18 protein-coding genes are annotated in these 20,886 nt (G+C 61.8%); all 18 read right to left on the minus strand.

Going from position 1 to position 20,886, the window contains the following annotated elements; translation table 11 throughout:
* Positions 1-240 precede the first annotated feature (240 nt).
* Positions 241-2,907: a discoidin domain-containing protein gene (locus tag EXY20_RS32650; RefSeq protein WP_167859685.1), complete on the minus strand. Its 2,667-nt coding sequence runs from the start codon at positions 2,905-2,907 to the stop codon at positions 241-243.
* 23 nt (positions 2,908-2,930) lie between these two features.
* A complete protein-coding gene (locus EXY20_RS32655; protein ID WP_235886307.1) occupies positions 2,931-3,929 on the minus strand; it encodes a glycosyl hydrolase in 999 nt (332 codons plus the stop codon).
* A 193-nt stretch (positions 3,930-4,122) separates the two neighbouring features.
* On the minus strand, positions 4,123-5,493 hold the full coding sequence (locus tag EXY20_RS32660) for a sugar phosphate nucleotidyltransferase (RefSeq protein ID WP_135556641.1): 1,371 nt from the start codon (positions 5,491-5,493) through the stop codon (positions 4,123-4,125).
* A 78-nt stretch (positions 5,494-5,571) separates the two neighbouring features.
* Complete coding sequence (locus tag EXY20_RS32665; protein WP_135556615.1) at positions 5,572-6,903, minus strand: UDP-glucose dehydrogenase family protein; 1,332 nt, start codon at positions 6,901-6,903, stop codon at positions 5,572-5,574.
* Between the two features lie 4 nt (positions 6,904-6,907).
* Positions 6,908-8,008, minus strand: a complete 1,101-nt coding sequence (locus EXY20_RS32670) for a glycosyltransferase (RefSeq protein WP_135556616.1) — start codon at positions 8,006-8,008, stop codon at positions 6,908-6,910.
* Positions 7,986-9,188 (minus strand): glycosyltransferase, encoded by a 1,203-nt coding sequence (locus EXY20_RS32675; RefSeq protein WP_135556642.1) that lies wholly within the window; start codon positions 9,186-9,188, stop codon positions 7,986-7,988. Before EXY20_RS32675 ends, EXY20_RS32670 begins: the two co-directional genes overlap by 23 nt.
* A 5-nt stretch (positions 9,189-9,193) precedes the next feature.
* The gene (locus tag EXY20_RS32680) at positions 9,194-10,447 is read right to left on the minus strand and encodes a glycosyltransferase family 4 protein (protein ID WP_207671364.1); all 1,254 of its coding nucleotides are present in this window, start codon (positions 10,445-10,447) and stop codon (positions 9,194-9,196) included.
* Positions 10,428-11,264, minus strand: coding sequence for a glycosyltransferase family 2 protein (locus EXY20_RS32685; protein ID WP_135556617.1), 837 nt, complete (start codon positions 11,262-11,264; stop codon positions 10,428-10,430). Before EXY20_RS32685 ends, EXY20_RS32680 begins: the two co-directional genes overlap by 20 nt.
* A 43-nt stretch (positions 11,265-11,307) precedes the next feature.
* Positions 11,308-12,699, minus strand: a complete 1,392-nt coding sequence (locus tag EXY20_RS32690) for an oligosaccharide flippase family protein (RefSeq protein ID WP_235886308.1) — start codon at positions 12,697-12,699, stop codon at positions 11,308-11,310.
* Positions 12,641-14,146 (minus strand): O-antigen ligase family protein, encoded by a 1,506-nt coding sequence (locus EXY20_RS32695; RefSeq protein WP_135556618.1) that lies wholly within the window; start codon positions 14,144-14,146, stop codon positions 12,641-12,643. Before EXY20_RS32695 ends, EXY20_RS32690 begins: the two co-directional genes overlap by 59 nt.
* The gene (locus EXY20_RS32700) at positions 14,143-14,703 is read right to left on the minus strand and encodes a VanZ family protein (protein ID WP_135556619.1); all 561 of its coding nucleotides are present in this window, start codon (positions 14,701-14,703) and stop codon (positions 14,143-14,145) included. Before EXY20_RS32700 ends, EXY20_RS32695 begins: the two co-directional genes overlap by 4 nt.
* The gene (locus EXY20_RS32705; protein ID WP_135556620.1) at positions 14,700-15,458 is read right to left on the minus strand and encodes a WecB/TagA/CpsF family glycosyltransferase; all 759 of its coding nucleotides are present in this window, start codon (positions 15,456-15,458) and stop codon (positions 14,700-14,702) included. The genes EXY20_RS32700 and EXY20_RS32705 overlap by 4 nt, the downstream gene beginning before the upstream one ends.
* A complete protein-coding gene (locus EXY20_RS32710) occupies positions 15,455-16,792 on the minus strand; it encodes an O-antigen ligase family protein (RefSeq protein ID WP_135556621.1) in 1,338 nt (445 codons plus the stop codon). The genes EXY20_RS32705 and EXY20_RS32710 overlap by 4 nt, the downstream gene beginning before the upstream one ends.
* 36 nt (positions 16,793-16,828) lie before the next feature.
* Complete coding sequence (locus EXY20_RS32715; protein ID WP_135556622.1) at positions 16,829-17,743, minus strand: glycosyltransferase; 915 nt, start codon at positions 17,741-17,743, stop codon at positions 16,829-16,831.
* Between the two features lie 64 nt (positions 17,744-17,807).
* Positions 17,808-18,527 carry a sugar transferase gene (locus EXY20_RS32720; protein WP_135556623.1) on the minus strand — a complete coding sequence of 240 codons (720 nt, stop codon included), beginning with the start codon at positions 18,525-18,527 and terminating at the stop codon, positions 17,808-17,810.
* A complete protein-coding gene (gene galU, locus EXY20_RS32725) occupies positions 18,496-19,434 on the minus strand; it encodes a UTP--glucose-1-phosphate uridylyltransferase GalU (protein WP_135556624.1) in 939 nt (312 codons plus the stop codon). Before galU ends, EXY20_RS32720 begins: the two co-directional genes overlap by 32 nt.
* A 44-nt stretch (positions 19,435-19,478) precedes the next feature.
* Positions 19,479-20,114 carry a CpsD/CapB family tyrosine-protein kinase gene (locus EXY20_RS32730; protein ID WP_135556625.1) on the minus strand — a complete coding sequence of 212 codons (636 nt, stop codon included), beginning with the start codon at positions 20,112-20,114 and terminating at the stop codon, positions 19,479-19,481.
* On the minus strand, positions 20,098-20,841 hold the full coding sequence (locus EXY20_RS32735) for a YveK family protein (RefSeq protein WP_135556626.1): 744 nt from the start codon (positions 20,839-20,841) through the stop codon (positions 20,098-20,100). The genes EXY20_RS32730 and EXY20_RS32735 overlap by 17 nt, the downstream gene beginning before the upstream one ends.
* Positions 20,842-20,886 lie beyond the last annotated feature (45 nt).

A 20,886-nucleotide genomic window follows, 5' to 3' on the forward strand; every position in this document is an offset into this window, starting at 1 on the left:
CTCCCCACACGTTTACCGCCGAACCTGTCTGAGCCAATGGGATAACCAACAAAAACGAGTTAGCGGAAAATAGGCCATGAAAAATAGCTTATTCGCCCTTTTTTGCACGGCGCGAGCGAAATAGGCAATGAAAACACTGGTTATTTTGATGGAGGCGCCGCGGCAAACCAAAAAAACCACAAGCAAACGAGTTGCCTTGTGGTTTCCATCGTTATGGCTTCATCGCCCCGGCACCGGCGGCTATTGTCCGTACACGCGCAGATCGTGAATCGACCAGTAGTTGCCCGCCCTGCCCGTCTGCACGATGCGCACGTACCGGGCCGGCTGCGGCGGAAAACGGATGTCCGTCGCCACGCTGCCGGCGCCGGATGCGACCGGCGCTCCCCAGGCGAACCCGTCGCCGGACAAGTAAAGCTCGTAGCCGCGCGGATAATCGTACGGCGAGCCGGCCGTATCGAGCGCGACGCGGTCGATGGTCGTCGTGCGGCCCAGGTCGAGCTGGTATTGCTGGCCCGGCGTTTGCGCCTTCCCCGTATCCCAGCGGGTATACGGGCTGTCGTCGTAGGCGTTCGCCGGCTTGCCGGAGCTGCTCGCGCCTTGCCACAACGAGCGGTCCAGCGCCAGCGAATCGGTGGCGGCCGCCTCAATCGGCTCGCTCATCGCGTCCGTGCCCGTGGCGCGAATCCGGTAGCGGAACTTCGCTTCGCCCAAAGGCACCCCGATCTCGCCGGCCGGGTCGCTGTCGACGTAGTGCGTCGCCGCGACGTTCTCCGCAACAACCGCGTAAGTAACGCCGCCGTCCGCGCTGCGCAGCACATCGTAGCCGCGGGCGCCTTCCGCCTCCGCCCAATCGAGCGCGATGGCGCGGCCTGGCGCGGATGCCGCCGTAACCCAGGATGGCGCCAGCGGCTTCACCCGATCCGCCCGCGTCAAAATATACTGCACCGCCTCCCCGGGCCCCAGCGTTTCGCTCAGCCGCAGCGTCGGCGTTGCCCGCAAATCGGCGACATAGGTGCGCGCCGCTTCGTAAGTATCGCCCGCGCCGAAACGCTCCCCTTCGTAAACGGCCGCCTCCGGCATCGTCACGCTGACGCGCAGCGTCGCCGTATCCTCGCTGAAATTGACAAAATTAAGCAACCGCTTGTTCGACGTGCCCTCCGAACCGGGCAGCGGTTGCAGCGATGACGTGTCGACGGCGCGAAAATAAACGAGCTTGTCACGCACTTCCTCCGGGTTGTCCACACGGTAGGCCAGCGGTCGGCCGTGCGTCGCGTAGGCCAGGTTCAACCGCCGCGAAACGCCGACGCGCGAATCCGTATCCGGCGCGTTGTAATGGATCGCCGTTTGCGCCGGATTATGCCGCAGCAGGTCGACGACCGGCTCGAACAGCGAATAGCCGTTGTAGAAGGCGGCATGCTGCACGAACATGTCGGCGTAGCCGATATGCGCCCGCATGATCCGGTCGAAGGCGGCCGACTTGGCGCCACCTTCGGCGGCGCCATACTGCGCCGGGTCTCGGTGGGTATCCGACGTGCCGTACTCCGTCGCCAGCATCGGCTTCGGCAAACCGTCCGGCGCGCCGCCAAACGTGAGCATATTTTCGATGAAGCTGCCGTCCTTGTTGTCTACATAGGAGGTGCCGTACGCGTGACCGTTCGTCAGATCGGTCATGTCTTCCAGCTCTTTGCGCTGCTGCGGATCGTTCTCCCAGCCGTCGGGATTGCCGCATTGGCGCGGTCCCGCGGCAGCCTGGTTCTTGCACGCCCGCATCGCGTACGACGGCTGGTACGACCAGCCCGGCGCCACCGTTTTCAGCTGCGGCGCGAGCTGCGGGATGTTCGCCTTGAGCCACTGCGCCACGGCGATGTTCACCTTCTTGTCGCGGTTGAACAGCCCCGGCTCGTTGTCGATTTCATAGTATTGAAACAAGGAGCCGTACTGGGTCAAATAGCTGCGCAGCTTCTCCTGCGCGTCGTCCGGCAGCGAGCCGTCCGGCTTCAGCTTGATATTGCCGGTGTGCAGGTGAAACGACACCGCCTGCGTGTTGTAGTCGCGCAGCGTTTCGTAGTAAGGGCCGATGGCGGTGCACGCATTCGCCACGTCGGTCGCGCAGCCGGTGCGCATGATGTTGCCGCTGTAGGCGATGCCGAGCCATTTCAGCACGTACGGCAAATGCCGGACCGCCCCCTGGTCGTAATAAAACGCCATATTGTTCACATTCGTGCCGGAAAGCACATAGCTGCCGTGTATCGGCTCCTCCGCGGGTGCGGCCAGCTTTTCCAGAGTCAAATAATCCCACGCCCACGACAAATACTTGTTCTCCGCGGACGAACAATACAAACAGCCGACGGCTTCGAGCTTGATTTCATTGCGCCCGGCCTTCAGCTGTTCCTTCGGGATATACAAGCGGTACGTTTTCTGAAACGCGTATTCGCTTGTCGTGCCGCCGACACCGGCGATCTGCACGATGCCGGACAGGAGCCCGTTGGCGAACACCGCCATTTGCGGAATCGCCTTGTTTGCGTCGACGATTTTCACTTTCAGTTCGACGCCGTAGCTGGGTACGGCATCCAGATCGTACACGAACGTCAGGGCCGGATTGACCGATCGGTCCAGCCCCTTCGGCACCGCGTACCCGTCCGCCGCGGCGCCGGCGGTCAGATCGACCCGCTCCGCGCCATCGCGATAAGACGCAAACTCGGCCGCCGAGCCGTCTTCCCGCCCGAGCGCCCAAATGACGGAACCGCCGAAAGCCGCATAAACGTTTGCGTTTGCGTTGGCGCCTGACGATTCGTTTGGTTTGACGGACGTGTTCGTCCACCATCCTTTCCACGTTTGATCGACAAGCAAAGCGGCCCAGAGCGCCGCAAGCATCGCTACGATCGGAACCGCCTTTCGGAATAACATGCCGTGTCGCCTCTCTTCAGCCTTCATGGAACCGCAGCATCCTCTTTTTTCACGGAACGGGAAGCGGCGAAAAACGACGCGATCGATTGCGCGCTGTTTTTTTCCGTCAGCAGATTCGCCCAGCTCATCATATAAACCCATTTGGGCTGCGCTTTAAGCACCTCGTCTCCGGGAAGCTCGCCGTTCTCGCCGATCGCGACCGGTTTGCCTTGTGCCAGCGCGACAAGTTTGTCATAATAGCCCTGTTGGTAATCATTGTTGTAAATGTCGAGCGCCAGCACATCGACCTTGTCGTCGCCCGGGTAGTACGGCTCGAAAGGATCCGCCGTGCCGTTCGGCGCGTTCGGACTCCACACCCAGAGCAAATTGTCGAGCCGATGGACGTTGACGAAACGGTCGTACATCAGGTTCCATAACGCCTTGAAATTGGTCTTGCCTCCCCACCAGAACCAGTCGCCGTTCATTTCGTGGTAGGGCCGCCACAGCACGGGCACACCGGCGTCCCCCAGCTGTTTCAAGTACGAAGCCGTCTTGTCGAGCTCGGCGATCAGCAGATCGTATTCGTGCGTGCCGGGCGTCACGAACTGGTTGAACCGCTCCTGGCTCATGGACGTCTTGACGTTCGACCAGCAGCGGCACATGCCGGGAATGCTTTCATGGTACGAAATCGTCACCAGACCGCCGCTTTTGTTCCAGGCGATTGCGCTGTTCACGACACCTTGCCGCTGCGCCGACGCGACCCGCTCCGACTGGTTCATGATCGGGCCGAGCTCGTACCCGTGTATTTTGGCATACTGGCCGGTAAGCTCGCGAATGCGGTTGTTCCATTCGTCCGGGCTTTCCAAATAGTCGTGCTGACCGGTAAAAATCCGTTTCCCCGTCATATCGTTCAGCTCGCGCAGCACCTTGACCGCCTCGGCGGAGGCGGAAGCATTGACCGGCGCAGACTGGGCCAACGCCGGCAACGCCGGAAGCAGAACGCTCGGGAACAACAACGACAACAGCAGCAGCAAAATAGCCATATTTTTACATACCCTCATTCGAGTGGGCATTGGCGTCAATCGATTCGCCTCCACAACAGCGGAATTAATCAAACGCAACGGACGAAAGGATGACAGCATATGAACAAACCGGGCAAACTCGCGTTGCCGAAAGGCTGCTTATGGGGCATCGCCATTGCGGTCCCGATCTGGCTCCTCATCCTGTACCTGATCGTCAAATGAATTGATGCAGCGGGATGTCCCGCCACTCCATGCATAACCGCACTATATCTTCCTCGATCAGCTCGGACCCCGTCTGCACCTCGATCAAATCGACGTCGGTCACCCCTTTGATGCTGTGCTTCGTTCCTTCCGGGATGCGTACGACGTCGCCGGGCTTCACTGTATACGGCTTGTCGTTGATGACGATATCCGCGACGCCGCTGACGATCGTCCATATTTCGCTGCGCTTGTGGTGCAGCTGGTAACTGATGTTGCTGCCGGAGCGCACCGTGATCCGTTTGGTCAGCACCTCGTTGCCTTCGGCGTATTTGACGTAATCGACCACACGATAGTGGCCCCAGCGGCGCTCCTCGAACATCGGGCGCTGGCGGATGTCGTCCATCACTTCCTTGATGCGCGGGCTCTCCGTCTTCGCCGTGACGAGAATGCCGTCCGGGCTGGCCGCCACGACGACGTCATTCAAGCCGATCACCGTTACCGGGATGTCCAGTTCGTTAATCAGGTGCGTGTTCGCCGAATCGTCCGTTACGATGCCGGTGCCGATCCGTGACTGGCTCATTTCCTCCGTCAGCGTGTTCCAGGTGCCCAGATCTTTCCAATAACCGTCATACGGCACGACGACAACTTTTGCTTCCTGCTCGACGACTTCGTAGTCGAAGCTGATTTTCGGCAGGCGGCGGTATTCGTCCAGCAGTTCGCCGTATTCGAGCGGCAGCCCTTTGAAGGCAAGCAGTTCGATCATGTAATCGAGCCGAAAAGCGAACACGCCGCAATTCCACAGCGCCCCGCGCCCGATCAGTTGCTCCGCCAGCACGCGGTCCGGCTTCTCCTTGAAATGGCTGACGCGCCGCACGCTGCCGCCATCCAGGGCATCGGCCATTGGCACAATGTAGCCGTATTTCTCCGACGGCACGCTCGGCACGACGCCGATCAGCGCCAGGTTCGCTTCCGTGTCCGACAGGACTTGCTCCAGCTCTTGCACCTTGGCAAAAAACGACGCCTCCACATAAGGGTCGACCGGCATCACGGTGACGACTGTATCGAGCGGCACCTGCTCCACGCTGTGCAAGTACACGGCGGCGAGGGCGATCGCGGGAAACGTGTCCCGACGTTCCGGTTCGACGATCAGCGGCACGCCGTCGCCGAGCTGGCTGACGAGCATCTCCACCTGAGCGCGGTTCGTCGCTACGAACGCGTCGTCGGCCAGACCGGCGCCGTCCAGCTGCCGCCACACCCGCTGCACCATCGATTCGGCTTCGCCCTGCTCATTGTGCAGCACCTTCAGAAACTGCTTCGACCTCGCTTCGTTGGACAACGGCCACAGCCTTTTCCCCGACCCGCCGGACAGCAGCACCATTTTCATCATCGACCACGCTCCTTTTTGTAGGTAACATTCGCTCGCGCACCCGTTAACCGCGCCAATTCCCGCCACCGACCGCCGCTATACCGCCGGCGCTTCCGCCCGGTCCGAGGCCTGCAGGTTCGGCCGGCCGACCGCGTAATAGCGCACATTCGCCATCGCCACTTGCTCGGCAGCGAAGATGTTGCGCCCGTCAACCACGATCGGCTGGTTCATCACATAAATCAGCAGCCGCAGGTCGACGTCCTTGAACTCCTGCCAATCCGTCAGCAGGCAAACGGCATCCGCCGACGCAGCCGCCTCCATCGCGCTTTCGCACCACTGGATGAACGGATGGTCGAGCTTCTCCTTCATCTTCTCCATCGCCACCGGATCGTACAGCTTTAGCCGCGCCCCGCGCCGCAGCAGCGTCTGCGCAATGTCGAAGGCGGGCGAGTCGCGGATGTCGTCGGTGTTCGCCTTGAAGCTGAGCCCCCAAATGCCGATCACGGCATTCTGCACATGGCCGAGCGCCTGCTCCAGCTTGGCGATGATTTTGTAGCGCTGGTCGGCGTTCACTTCAACGACCGACTTGAGCAGCTTGAACTCGTAATCGACGTTGCCCGCCAGCTGAATCAGCGCCTTCGTATCCTTCGGAAAACACGAGCCGCCATAACCGATGCCCGCGTTCAGAAACGACGGCCCGATCCGCGTGTCCATGCCCATGCCGGCCGCGACCTGGGTGACGTCGGCGCCGACTTTTTCGCAAATGTTCGAAATTTCGTTGATGAACGATATTTTCGTCGCCAGAAAAGCGTTGGACGCGTATTTGATCATTTCCGCGCTGCGGACGTCGGTCACGTAGATCCGGTCGGTGAACGCCCGGTGCAGCCCGACAAGCGTCGGCTCCAGCTCGCGGTTGTCCAGGCCGATGACGATCCGGTCGGGATGCAGCGTATCCTGGATCGCCGAACCTTCGCGCAGAAACTCCGGAATCGACACGACGTCGAACGGCTCGTCCGTTTGCTCCGCAATGATGCGGCGCACCGTTTCGTTCGTGCCGACGGGCACGGTGCTTTTGACGGCGACGATTTTGCGGCCGTTCATCGCCTGGCCGACGGCTTCGGCCACTTCCCGGATGAAGCGCAGGTCCGCTTCGCCGTTCGACAGCGAAGGCGTGCCGACGGCGATCACGATCATGTCGCTCCCCCGCACCGCAGCGGCAACATCGGACGTAAACGCCAGCCGTCCCGCCTCCATATTGCGCGCCATGTACGCCTCGATGCCCGGCTCGAAAATCGGCGACTTCGCCCGCTGCAGCAGCGCGATCTTCGTTTCGTCGCGATCGACGCAGACGACGGTATTGCCCGCTTCGGCGAAGCAAACGCCCGATACCAACCCGACGTATCCGGTTCCAATAACAGCCATCTCCATACGATCACCGTTCCTCTCTGAATTTGACGTAAGCCTGCTCGAGGTATCGTTCGAAATGGACGGTAAACGCCTGCTCGTCAAACTGCCGGGCATGATCGACGATGCGGCTTACTTCCCACGGGTGCTTTTCCAATTCCTCGATCGCGCCGAGCAAATCGGCAGCAATCTGCCGGCGGAAGAAAATTCCGTTCACCTTCGGCACGATCGTGTCGAGCGCTCCTCCCGCTTCGTACGCGATCACCGGCCTTCCGGCGGCGTTCGCCTCAAGTGGCGTAATGCCGAAATCCTCTTCGCCCGGGAAAATCAGCGCCCGGCACTCGGCCATCAGCCCGGTCACCGCCGTATCGTCAAGCCGGCCGAGGAAGCGCACGTTCGGTTTGGCCATCGCCTTCAGCCGGGCCGAGTCCGGTCCGTCGCCGACGATATACAAAGGCAAGCCGCAGCGGTTGAACGCCTCGACGGCAAGATCGATCCGCTTGTACGACACGAGCCGCGACACGATCAAATAATAGTTCCCGATCCGCGCCGACGGCTGGAACCGCGACGTGTTGATCGGCGGGTAAATGATTTCCGCGTCGCGCTGGTAATAGTCGCGGATGCGGCTGCGCACGACCGACGAATTGGCGATGTACTGGTTGACGTTGGCGCTCGTCCGCTGGTCCCAGCGCCGCAGCTGCCGCATGTACACTTTAAGCAGCCGCTTCATCAGGTCGGGCTTCGACTGCCGCTCCATGTACGTGTCGTAATCCCAGGCGAACCGCATCGGCGTATGACAATAACACAGATGGAACGTATCCTTCGGCACCTTGATGCTCTTCATGAAGGCGCTGCTCGAGCTGAGCACGACGTCGAAGCCGCTGAAGTCAAAATGCTTGATCGCCAGCGGATACAAGGGCAGCAGCCGCTTGAAATCGTCCTTCCAGCCCGGCATCCGCTGCAGCCACGAGGCGCGGATATCGGCGTCCTTGAAGCCTCCGAGCAGCCAGCTGCTGTTGAATACGGTCGTAAAGATCGGCGCAGCCGGGTACATCCGGTGGAACACTTCGACGACCCGCTCCGCCCCTCCCATCTGGATCAAATAGTCATGCGCGATTGCTATTCTCATGGGTTCCGTCCTCTTTGCCAAGGGTTGTCCCGTCGCCGGCGACCAATCCTTCATAGTAGCGGGTAATTTGGCTGACGGTGCGTTCGATTACAAAATGCTCCCGCACCCGCTTGATCGCATTCGCGCTCATCCGCTGCCGCTCCTCGGGCAAATCCCGCAGCAGCCGGACCGCGTTCGCGAGCAGCTCCGGATCGCCCGGCCGGATCAGCATGCCGGTTTCCCCGTCGAGCACGATTTCCGCCGGGCCGCCTTCGTTCGAAGCGATGACCGGCAAGCCGGCCGCCATGCCTTCGACGATGACCTGGCCGAACGGCTCCGGCGTAATCGACGTATGGATGAGCAGATCGGCGCGCTGCATCAGCTCCTGAATCCGGTCGACATGGCCGAGCAGCGACACGTTGTACAGCCCGTCCGCTTCGATCTGGCGGATCAGCCGCTCGCGGTACGCGTCTTCGCCGAACAGCGCGTCGCCGGCCAGCCAAAACTCCACGTTGCCGTCGTGCGGATCGTGCAGGAACGAGCGGGCCGCCTCCAGCACAATGTGCTGGCCTTTCCACTCGGCAAGCCGGCCGACGAGCAGCACGACGAACTTCTCCTCCGGCGTCGCCACCCGCTCGCGGCTGCCGATCGACTGCGCGAACGAGGAGTAGGCGACCAGCGTCTTCTTCGACTTCGGCAGCTGCAGCGCGCTCAGCGTCGAGTTGGAATTGGCGATCACCCCGTTCGGCAAAAAGCGCGACAGCAGCCGAATCGTGCGGGCGACAAGCGGATTGAGATACGGCGTGCCGATATGGTCGCGGATGTGCCAGATGAGCGGAACGCCGGCCATTTTGGCGGCGACGGCGCCGTAGAACGCCGCTTTCAGCGAATTCGTATGCACGCATGCCACCTGCTCCTCCTTGAGCAGCCGGGCCAGCCGTTTGCCGTACGCGAACAATTGGTATGATGCGGTCACGAGCTGCGCGTTGAGCGCATTGCGGTTGCGATTGCGCACGTCAGCCTGCAAAGGCACGACGCGCACGTCGATCCCTTTTTCCCGCAGCCGGTCGGCCAGCACCCCGTCCTCCGCCAGGATGACGAGCGGATCCACTTTGTCGCCTATATGGGTCAACATATTGTAAAGGGCCACCTCGCCCCCGCTCCACCTTGCCGTATGGTCGATATACGCGACTCGGATCATCCGTCTCACGCTCTCCCTTCCTGACGCGATTGTTCGATGCGCGGCGCCGGCTTCGCCTGCCCGGACGCCTGCGTGCGCTCCGAGGAGTTCAACTTTCCTGCCGTCACCTTGGCAAACACTTGCTCCGTCTGCTCGGCAACCCGCTCCCACGTATAATGCGCGAGCGCGTGTTCACGGCATTGCTCCGGCGTCGGCCACCGCTCGGGCTGCCGCAGCTGGCGGATGATGCCCGCCGCAATCTGCTCGCTGCCCGTGCCGTCAAACAGCATGTCCGGCCGGAACCGCTGCAAAATTTCGCGGCTGCCGCCGACCGGCGTCGCCATCACCGGCAAGCCGCTGGCCAGCGCCTCCGCGGAGATCAGGCCGAAGCCTTCCAGCGACTGCGAAGGCACGACGAAGATGTCGGCCGCCTGGTAGTAGCCGGGCAGCATGCCGTCGGGAATGTAGCCGAGCAGCCGCACGCGGCGTTCCAGGCCGTATGCGGCGATGCGCCGCTCCAGCTCCGGCTGCAGCGGCCCTTTGCCGCCGATCAGCAGCGTGGCGTCCGGCACTTCGCGCGCCACCTCGCGCCAGGCGTCCAGCAGCTGCAGCAGCCCCATGCGGTTGACCAGCCGGCGGACGGTCAGCACGGTGCGGTCGCCGACGGCGTGCCGCCGCTTCGCTTCCAGCTTGTCGGGCGCCGGCTGGAACCGCCGGATATCGGCAGCGCCGGGGATGAGATGGATTTTCTCCAGCGGCACGTCGTACCGTTCGTGCAGAATGTCGCGGAACGTTTCGCTCAGCACGATGAACGCGTCGGCGATCGCGTACGCCTTCTTCTCCATTGCTCCGGCGATCACCGTTTTCAGCCGATGCTTGATGCCGCCGCCTTCCGCTTTCATCTCCTCGCTCCACGGGCCGTGGAACGCCATTACGACCGGAATGCCCCGCTTCTTCGCTTCGATCGCCGCCCCGATCCCGTACAGCGCAAAATGGGAAAACAACACGTCGATGTCCATCGCGTCCATGATTTCGGCGGCGTGGCGGCGGAACGCGTTGCGCCGCTGCCCCGGGCTCATCTGCGGATCGGCGACGCGCACGACATGCATCGTGCCCGCGGAGACCGGCTTGTCCGGACTGCAGATGAGCGCATGCACCTCATGCTCGTACGCCAGCTGCTCCCCGATTTGCTTGAAGTACGTGTTCAATCCTCCCGGCTGCATGGACGGCCAGCCCATTCCCGTCATCAAGATATGTTGCCTAATGGATCGCGCCTGCATATGCTTTGCCCTCCTTCAGCGTTTCTTCCTGCGGTTTGGTTTTGGTCCGAATGCGCAGCAGCTCGTAATGCTTCAAACAGGCGAGAAACTCGTACAGCCCCCAGAAGACGGCGACGGCCAGCCCCGGGACGCCTTTGCGGTACAAGCCTTGCCAGAAATACTTGTGCAGGAAGCGGGCCGGCGGCCGGAACAGCAGCCGCAGCAGCCGGAACGGTTTGCCGGCGGCGACGAGCCCTTCCGCTTCCAGATCGGTGTACCGGTTGAAGCGGCGGATGTGATCGCCGATGCTGCGGAACCCGTAATGCAGCAGCTCGCCTTGCAGCTTCACCACCTGGGCGGCCTCCACGTCCGGGATTTCGTGCACGAGCGTGTCCCTGAACTGCACCCGCTTGCGGTTGTACAGCCGCACGAGCGGCTCCTTGCGCCCCATCCACCGGCCCATAAAATCGCCGATCCGGTCGACCGCATACGCCTTGCCGTCGTCGGTCAAATGCCGCTTCCGCTCGCAAATCGACTGGATCAGCCTGGCGTCCGCCACCTCGTCGGTATCGATGACGAAGATCCAGTCGAACGACGCCTTGCGGCTCCCGAACATGCGCTGCTTGGCATAGCCGGGCCAGGCGTTTTCGTACACCCGGCAGCCGAGCTGCTCCGCCACCGTCTTCGTGCCGTCCTTGCTGCCGCCGTCGATCACGACGATTTCGTCGGCGAACGGCTTGCAGGACACGATGGCGGAAGCGATTCTCGTTTCATCGTCCTGGGCGATGATGACGACGGATATCCGGTGTGCGTCTTCCGAGGCGCGCCTCGCGGCCATACGAATCCCTCCTTTCCTGCAATCAGGTGAACTGCCTCTTCTGTTATCCAAGTGGCATCACGTTTTGTTTTCTGGCGGCATATGCCTTGACCGTGCGGTACAGCCAGCGAATATCGTCTTTGGTCACGAGCAAGCTCGGAATGGCCATTTTCAACGTGTAACGAACATTCAGCAAAATGAACGCGAAGCGGAGCAGCACCGACGACAGCATCGCGTAACCGGCGCCGATCAATCCCCAGCGGGGGACGAGAACAATCAGCATCGGGATGACCATCAGCAGGCCGATCCCTTGCAGAATCGTCACCACCTTCGGTTTGCCCAGCGCCATGAACGCCTGCGCCAGCACCATCGTGCCGCCGGAAATCGACACTTCCAGCAGCAGCAGCCGGAACACGCCCAGCGCCTCCTTGAATTCGGCGCCGTAGAACAGCGTGAACACATACGGCGCGATCAGCATAATGATCGCCGACGCCAGCAGCGCAATCGTCGTGCCGATGCGGAAGACGCGGAACGTCAGCGCCACCGCCTCCTCCTTCGGCAGCCCGGACGCCTTCGGAAACAGCACCACGATGATCGACGTGGAGAAGACGTTGACGATGCGCGCCAGGCTGACGGCGACGGCATACAAGCCGAGCTCGGCCGGCTTCAGCAGCCCGACGATGACGATCTGGTCGATGTAGTACGACACGTTGCCCATCAGATCGTTGCCGTACGAACCCATGCCGTAGGTGATCAGCCGTTTGAACGACGCATAAGCGTCCTGGAACGCCACCTTGTACAAGCCGAGCAGCCGGATCGTATTGCCGATATAGAACGGAACCGATGGCAGCAAGTACGCCAGCGCCGTTGTCGTCGGGCTCATGCGGCCGGCGGCGATCAGCACGATCAGCAGCGCCAGCGTGCAGCATGGGACGAGGAAGCGAAGCCGGTTGTATTGCTTGTATTCCCCCCTCACCTGCATCACCGCATTGTTGATTTGCGAAAATACCATCAGCGGCACAAGCAGCATCGACCATTGCGCGAATGAAACGACGCCGTGCGAATGCGACTTCAGCCAGACCGGAAGCGTCAGCACCCCGATGCCCGCCGCCATCGCGCCGGCGGCCAGCCCCATCCACAGCGCGGTCGTGTACAGCTTGGCCGCGTCCTTCGGATTTTTGGTCACGTTGTAAATGAGCGCGGACGGAATGCCGAGCGTCAAACTGAAGGCGAGAAACTGCGACCACAGCACCATCGCCGTCTGCTCGCCGCGCCCCGTAGGCCCGAGGTACCGGGCGGTCAGCACGCCGGTCAGCATGTTGATGACAAGGATAAGGATGCTGAACAGCATCGTTTTGATCGTCGCCGCCATGTTGCCTTTGCTGGCGAGAAACGATTTAAGGAACCCGAACAGGGGCCTGACCCGCCACACTTTCAGGTTCATCGGTTGCTCCATCCGCCGTTCGCCTCCTTCTGTGCGCGATTGTTTGCTGCGTAACGACGCCAAGCCCTACCACCATCCATTGCAAAAATCCGCGCAGCCCCGTGTAGCCGTTCTCGAACATGAGGCAAACGACGCTGCCGATCAGCGAAGCCGCCGCCAGCCGCCCGTACGCCGCCGAACCGTCGGCGCCGGACGTCCGCGAAATGAGCAGCTTGCCGAGCAGCCACAGCGTCCAGAAGAACAGCACGCCGCCGATGACGCCGAAGGTAAGGAAGATCGCCACGAAGCCGTTGTCGAATACGCCGAACTGGCCAAGCGCGCCGCCGTTGCCGAGCTTCGTGCCGACGCCGATGCTGCCGAGCCCGAGCCCTTGCGGCTGGCCCTTGATCAGCGGGAACACCATGTGGAAAAAGTCGAGCCGCTCGTTGTACGAATAGTCGTCCTGGATGGCCGTCATCGTGTTCAGCCGGGCGACGAGCCCTTGCGCGCCGGGAAGCTTCGGCACGAGCCACGTCAGCGCCGCCGTCACCGCGCCGAGCTGCGCCAGCAGCCGCCACTTCTGCCGGCCCGAGGAAATGGCGACGTACACGGCGACGATGACGACCAGCATGACCCAGGACGAACGGACGAGCGTAATAATGAGCCCGACGGCGACGAGCAGGACGCCGAACCAGCCGAGCGCGCCGCGCCACTTGCGTTCGACGATCATCGGCGCAAGCGCCGTCGCCATAAACATTCCGGCCGGGCCGGGCGAGTTCAGCGTGGAGAAGACGCGAATTTCGAGCGGTTCCGGCTTGCCGATCGAATTCATCTCCACGTGCTCCATCCAGAACGCGTCCCACGCCGGCACAAAAATGTACTGGATGATGCCGTACACCGCCACAAGCACGGCGATGTTCGTATAGGCGACGATAAGCCGCTCCTGATCCTTGCGCTCGAACGGCGTCACCGCAAAATACGGGATCAGCAGCAGCGGGATCAAATAGTTGGCCAAATCGTAAATCGCGCCCGTCCCGTTGTGCGCCAGCCCCAGCAAGCTGCCGTAAGCGAGCACGACGGTCGGCACGACGATCAGCTTGCGGACCGACGGGTCGATCCGGTGAATGCGCGCCAGCACCGGAACGGCAAGCATCGCGCTGGCGAGCAGCGGCGCCATGCTGAGCAGCGACACGGAATGGTAGCTGCCTTCCAGCCAGTCGGCGATACGCCGGATCTCCGGACATACCGCCCACACGAGCAAAATATAGGGCACGATATGGCGCGACTCGACGAGCGCAAGCATAAACGCCGGAAACAGGATGGCCGTCAGGATGGCGATCTGCACGCTTTCGTAATGCCCGAGCTTGGCGCTTGCGAAGCCGATCGCCAGCGCAAGGAACAGGAATACGGCTCCCCCCAGCGCAAAAACGGCGGCTTGCTGCGTCGTTGGGGCGGCGTATAACGCCCGGATCGTTTTCATGGCCCCTCCACTGACGGCGGGGCGGGCCGTTGCTCCGCCGATCCCGCCGCCTGGCGCCGCCGCTTCGCGATCAGGGCGTAAACGGCGATGCCGAGGCAGGCGCCGCCGGAATCGAGCAGCACGTCGAGCGGCCTTGCCCCCCGATCTTTGGCGAACAATTGATGAAATTCGTCCGTCACCGCAAACGCCACCGCAATGACCAGCGCCAGCGCCGCCGACGACCGGAAGCCGAGCCGCGTCGTATGACGGATCGCCAGCAGCACGAATGCCGCGAGCAGCATGTATTCGGCGACGTGGGCGCCCTTGCGGACGAAAAATTCCAGTACGTCGGCCGGGCCGTCCTTGGCGCCGTCGATCGTCAGCGAGCCGTAGCGGATCGTGACGCCGGACAGCAGCCCGCCCGCCTGCGTGCGGTGAATGGCGCCGGCCAGCGGCTTCGCCAGCGATTGCTGCTGGTAGGACATCGCCGACAGCAGGAAGATGACGCTCATGACGAGGACGGCGGGAAGCCATACGAACGTTTTTTTGCCGGCTGTCGCTTGGGCGGTCGCCTTCATCGTGTCGTCCTCCCCTTGATCATTTCCTTCAGCACCATCATCAGAAACCGCGAATCGTGCACCAGGTATCGCTTCCACAGCCGCTTCGGCTCCTGGGCCAGCCGCCAGCACCACTCGAACCCGGTGCGCTGCAGCAGCCGGGGCGCCCGCTTCACCGAGCCGGAAATAAAATCGAACGTCGCCCCGACGCCGATCGATACCGGCACCCGGTATTCGAGGTAGTGGCGGTAAATCCATTTCTCCTGCTTCGGCGCGCCGACGCCGACGAACACGATGTCGGGCCGCGTGTCGATCAGCATCTGCACGATGCGGCGGTTCTCCTCCTCTTTCGTCTCGAAGCCGTAAGAGGGCGAATAGCAGCCGACGATGTTGATGTCGGGGAACGAACGCTTCAGGTTGCGCATCGCCCGCTCGGGAACGCCGCTGGCGGAGCCGAGCAGGAACAGCCGGTACCGGCGCGACTCGAACGCTTTGCCCAGCTTGCCGAACAGGTCGGAGCCGGACACTTTCATCTTCAGCGGCTTGCGCAGCACCTTCGACGCCCAGACGATCGGCATGCCGTCGGCGACGATCGCGCCGGCGCTGGCGTACACCTGCTGGAACTCGGCGTCCTTGCGCAGCTTGATGAGATGATCGACATTGCAGGTGACGATATAGGAATGATTTTGCCGGCGGATCGATTCGTCGATGAAACCGAGCAGGTCGGAAAAATCATAGTTGTCGAAGTTGACGTCGAACATGGATATGCGGCTCATGGCACCACGCCTTCCGCTGCGCGTTCCTTCTGCGACAGAAGATGCAGCCCGTTCAAATACCAGCAGAACGGAATGATGAATTGTACGGTAGACAACGTGTTGTCGGTGAAGGAATACGCAAAAAATCCGGCCAGAAACAAAACATACGGCTTTCGGATCCGCGCCGGCAGCACCCGGTACACGGCGCCGAACACGGCAAGCAGCGACAGAAAAAACAACCCCGCCCCGATATAACCGCCGTCGAAAAAGAAGCGGATATATTCGTTGTGCGGCACAACGAAGCCTTCGTACAAGCTGCCGTCGTTGGCGACGGTGACGGCGCCGAGCCCGCGCCCGGTAACCGGACTGTCGGCGGCTCCGCGCAGGAAATACGCCCATGCTTCGGTTCGGCCCGACAAATCGATGCCGGTTCCGGTATCGCGCTCGAATGAACGCTTCATCATGTTGTCCCACGACGCATACGTTGCGGCCGCAAGCAGCACGACCGTGCAGAAGAGCGGCACGATCAGCATCACTTTGCCTTTGATATATTGTTTGCTCATGTCGAAGAACGTGTAGCCCGCAAGCAATAGCATCGCCAGCAGCGGACCGCGCGTGCCGGTCGCCACCAGAATCGCAAAGTTGACCGCGAGCGTAGCGTAGGCGAACCGCGAGAAACCCGGATCTCGCTTCAGCTCAAGCAGCGCAACGGTAATGCCGAGAAAAGCAAGCATTGCCAGGTGCGGCGCGATGTTAGCCCCCTGCACCCGCACGGCGCCGGTAAACTCGACGTCGAGCAAGCTGTACAAGTGCGCCGCCTGCAGCAGCGCCCCGACGACAACGCTGACGAGCGGCAGCAGGCAGATGAGGCGGATGTGCCGTTTGGCCGTTTCCGCGTTCCAGCGAATGAGCAGGAAAACGAACGGAATCGCCAGGCCGATGTACGCTTTCAGCGCAATGCCGGCCGTCAGCCGCGGAAACCAGTCGGACACGGTAAAGGTCATGAGCAGCATCGCAAGCAACGCAGCCAGCGGGTAACCCAGCTTGAACCGCAGCCCGTATTGCAGCATGCAGGGGATCAGCAGGACGAGAATGCCGAGCTTGTACACGGACAGCAGCTCGATGCCCAGCACATTGGCGTCGACGATGTAATTGACGGAGATGGCGGTCGACAGCAGCACGACATGGCTGACGGCCTCCGGGTTGCGCAGCGTCAGCACAAGCAGCAGCAGCACGGCCATGGCGATGACGCTGGCCGCCGGCTCGTATACCGCCGCCACGCCGATCGCCAGCGTCGCGAACAAGTAAACGGTGGAATGGACCGGCTTCCTCACCAGCGCTTGCAGCTCCGTCATGCGTTTCACCGCCTTCGTCTCGGATTCAATCCCGGTTCAATGCCCGGCTACGCGTCCTCGCACGGTATCGAGCGTACCGCGAATGTTCTCCCTCCTGCAGGCAATCAGCAGCTTCCTTCCTTCGCTGCGGGCGAACAGCGAATCGGCCAGCAAGTACGCCGCTTTGGCGGCGGCGAGGCCGTAGGCGGACAGCTTGCCGCGCAAGTTTCCGTTGGTGACGCCCTGGTAATAGTAGCGCTTCATGATCCACGCTTCCGTCAGCCGCGCTGCAGGGATGAAGTGATCCACTTCCATGTCGGGATGGTACAGCACCGTCCGGCCTTGCCGCCTGAGCTGCCCGAACAGCCACGTTTCTTCGCCCGACAGCAGCATATTGCCTTTGCGCCCGAGCGATTCCGGAAACGGGAGTCGTTCGAGCGCCTCCCGGCGAATCGCCATGTTCGCGCCGAACGGATGCCCGTGCGGCGGATACGGCTTGATGCCGTCGCCGAGATCGACGATCGTATACGGCGGCTCGAATGGCTTGATAAGCCAATCGGGCCGGCCGCTCTCGAACATCGGTCGAATCGGCCCGCCGATGGCGGCGACATCGGGCCGCGCCGCGAACGTATCGGCGATCGTGCGCAGCCACGCCGCGCCGGGAATCGCGTCATCGTCGAGGAAAGCGACGATATCCCCGTGGGCGGCGCGGATGCCGGCGTTGCGCGCTGCCGACAGCCCCTGCTTGCGCTCGCCCACGTAACGGGCGCGAATCGTTCCGGCGTTCGCGCCGATGAACGCTTCGGCGACCGAACGGGTCGTATCGGTCGACGCGTTGTCGACGACGATCGTTTCGGAGCAATCAAGCGAAGACAGCCGCAACAAGGAATCGAGCGTCGCGCGCAACAGCTCCGCCCGGTTGTACGTACAGATGACAATCGACACGAATGGTTTTTTACGTTGCAGCGACACCGCTTCCCCTCATGAAAGAATGTGGCGGCAACCGGCCGCTTTTGGCAGTGATTACCGCCTTGTTTCAATAGGCATCCTTCGAGCCGAGCAGCACAACAACCGTTTTCGCCATAATTTTCATGTCATAGGCAACGCTGCGGTTGCGGATGTAGGTCAAATCCAGCTCGACCATCTCCTTGAAGCCGACGTTGCTTCTGCCGCTCACTTGCCACAGCCCGGTGCAGCCCGGCGTAACCGCCAGCCGCTTCTTGTCGTACGCCGAATATTCGCTGACTTCGTCGGGCAGCGCGGGGCGCGGTCCGACGAGGCTCATGTCGCCTTTCAGCACGTTCCACAGCTGAGGCAGCTCGTCCAGGCTCGTCTTGCGCAGAATCCGCCCGATTCGCGTCACCCGCGGATCGTTTTTCATTTTGAACATCGCCCCGGTCGTTTCGTTCTGCGCCAGCAGCTGCTTCTTCAGCTCTTCGGCGTTGCTGACCATGGAGCGGAACTTGTACATCGGGAACAACGATTCGTCCTTGCCGACCCGCTTCTGCTTGAAGAAGACGGCGCCACGCGGATCCTCCAGCTTGATGAGAGCGGCGATCGCGGCGAACACCGGCAGCAGGAACACCAGCGCGCCCAGCGACAGCGCAATGTCGAGCGAGCGTTTGGCCAGCCGGTAACCGTCGCGTTTGTTTTCCTCGCGGGATACCAGTACCGGCCGGGGCCGCAGCGCCCGCTCGTAATGCCATTTCGGCGGTACGACGTACTCAAACTCCTCCCGCAGTTGACGCAAGCCCATGATCCACACCTCCCCGGTATTCGAACGCCGACGCGTATCGTTCTTCTTTCAGCATGGAAGCCATCATGTCGAGCACGTCCTGGCGAAGATCCTTGCTCTTCATCGCAAACGACAGTGTCGTCAGGATGTAGCCGAGCCGTTCGCCAACATCGTACCGCGTGCCTTCGAATTGGTAAGCGTGCACCTGCTCCTCTTCGTTCAGCTTCTGGATGGCGTCGGTCAGCTGGATTTCGCCGCCGGCTCCCACTTCCATCAGCTCCAGATAATCGAATATTTTCGGCGAAAAAACGTAGCGCCCCATGATCGCCAAATCGGAAGGCGCGGTTCCCGGCTTCGGCTTTTCCACGAACCGGTTGACGCTGTACAGCCTGTCCCTGCGCTCCCCCGGGTCGATGACGCCGTAGCGGTGCGTCATGTCCGACGCTACGTTCTGGACGCCGATCACCGATTTGCCGTACGTTTCGTACTGGTCGATCAACTGCCGCAGGCAAGGCACCTTGCCGGTGACGATGTCGTCGCCGAGCAGCACGCCGAACGGCTCGTTGCCGATGAACCGCCTGGCGCACCATACCGCGTGCCCGAGCCCTTTCGGCTCCTTCTGGCGAATGTAGTGCAGCTCCACCTTGGCGGAGCGCTGCACTTCCTTCAGCAGCTCCAGCTTGCCCGCCTCCAGCAGCTTCGTTTCGAGCTCGAAGGCGCTGTCGAAGTGATCCTCGATCGCCCGTTTCCCTTTGCCCGTCACGATGATGATGTCTTCGATGCCGGCTTCGATCGCTTCCTCGACGATGTATTGAATCGTCGGCTTGTTGATGATCGGCAGCATCTCCTTCGGCATCGCCTTCGTCGCCGGCAAAAAACGCGTTCCCAGTCCGGCGGCGGGAATGATCGCCTTCTTCACTTTTTTCATCGCGTCGTTCGCCTCCCGAATCGTATCGCCCGACCGAGCGGGCTTCATTTGTTAAGCACGATGCCTAGCATGCCGGCCCCGGCCTGTTCGAGCCGCTCCTTCGCCTTCTGCGCCCATTCGCGTTTCGTGCGCCCGCGTTTGACCACGAGCATGACCCCGTCGCTGATTTCGGCCAGCAGACCGGCGTCCGTGTAATCGAGCGTCGCCGGCGAGTCGAGCAGCACCACGTCGTAGGTGCGCTTCAGTTCGTCAAGCAAGCCCGCCATCGCCGCCGAGCCGAGCAGCTCGGAAGGATTGCTCGGCTGCCCGCCGGCCGGCAGCACGTCCAGATGCGGGTAGCCGCTCGGCGACACCGCGTCCTTGAGCGATACGGACGACTTGATCGCCTGCACCAGCCCTTTGTCGCCCCGGATGCCGAACGCTTCGTGCAGCGAAGGCTGGCGCAAATTGCCGTCGATCGCCACCACCTTCTTCCCGTCTTGCGCATAGGTGACGGCGAGGTTGGACAGCATCGCCGTTTTGCCTTCCTGCGGCTTGGAGGACGCCACCATCAGCACGAGCCCGCCCGCCGCCGCCTTGCCTTTCTTGTGCCGGATCGCCGTCCGCAGCACGCGGAACGATTCGGCGACGGGTGAAGCCGGGTCCAGCTCCGCAATGAGCGATTTACTTAACCGCGACATACGCTTGTTCACCCGCCTCTCTGCTCGCTACCCGCATCCGCCTCGGCACATCGTGCTCCTTGATCGCGCCGATCGAGGCCAACACCGGCAGTCCGACGTAAAATTCCGCTTCCTTCTCGCTGCGGATCGTGTCGTTGATGTTTTCCAGGAAGAACACCGCGCCGAGCGCCGCCATCAGGGAAAGCAGGAAGCTGATCGCCAGATTGAGCGCCAGACTTGCATTGACCGGCTGCGGCCGTTTGTCCGGATCCGCCGGCGCCAGCATCGTCACGTTGTTCATGTTCATCAGCGACGGGATGTCGGCAATGAACGTGGTCGCGACCGCGTTGGCGATGGCAACCGCCCGGCCGTAATCGGGATCTTCGACGGCGATCGTAATCAACTGCGTTTTGTCGACGGAGCTGATTTTCAGCTTCTTCGCCAGCTTCTCGGGCGTCAGCGCAAACTCGGGATGGGCCGCCGCCACTTCGTCGACGATTTTGCTCGATTTGATAATGGCCTTGTAGCTTTCGACCAGGCTGAGGTTCATCGTCACATTGTTCAGATCGATCGCGTCCGCGGACTTGTCCGCGCTGTTGACCAGCAGCTTGCTGTTCGCCTGGTAGACGGGCTGCACGAACGTCTGGCTGACATAGAACGTCACCGCGCAGGACAGAAGCACGAACAAGGCGATCCACCACAGCTTCTTGCGAACGATGAGCAAATAATCGATGATTGTCTTCTCCATAACACCCTCCTCGTTACGGGCTATAATCGTGTGCTCGGCAGCTAT

It is taken from the genome of Paenibacillus cymbidii (assembly GCF_004764705.1).
In the GTDB taxonomy this organism is placed as follows: domain Bacteria; phylum Bacillota; class Bacilli; order Paenibacillales; family NBRC-103111; genus Paenibacillus_AN; species Paenibacillus_AN cymbidii.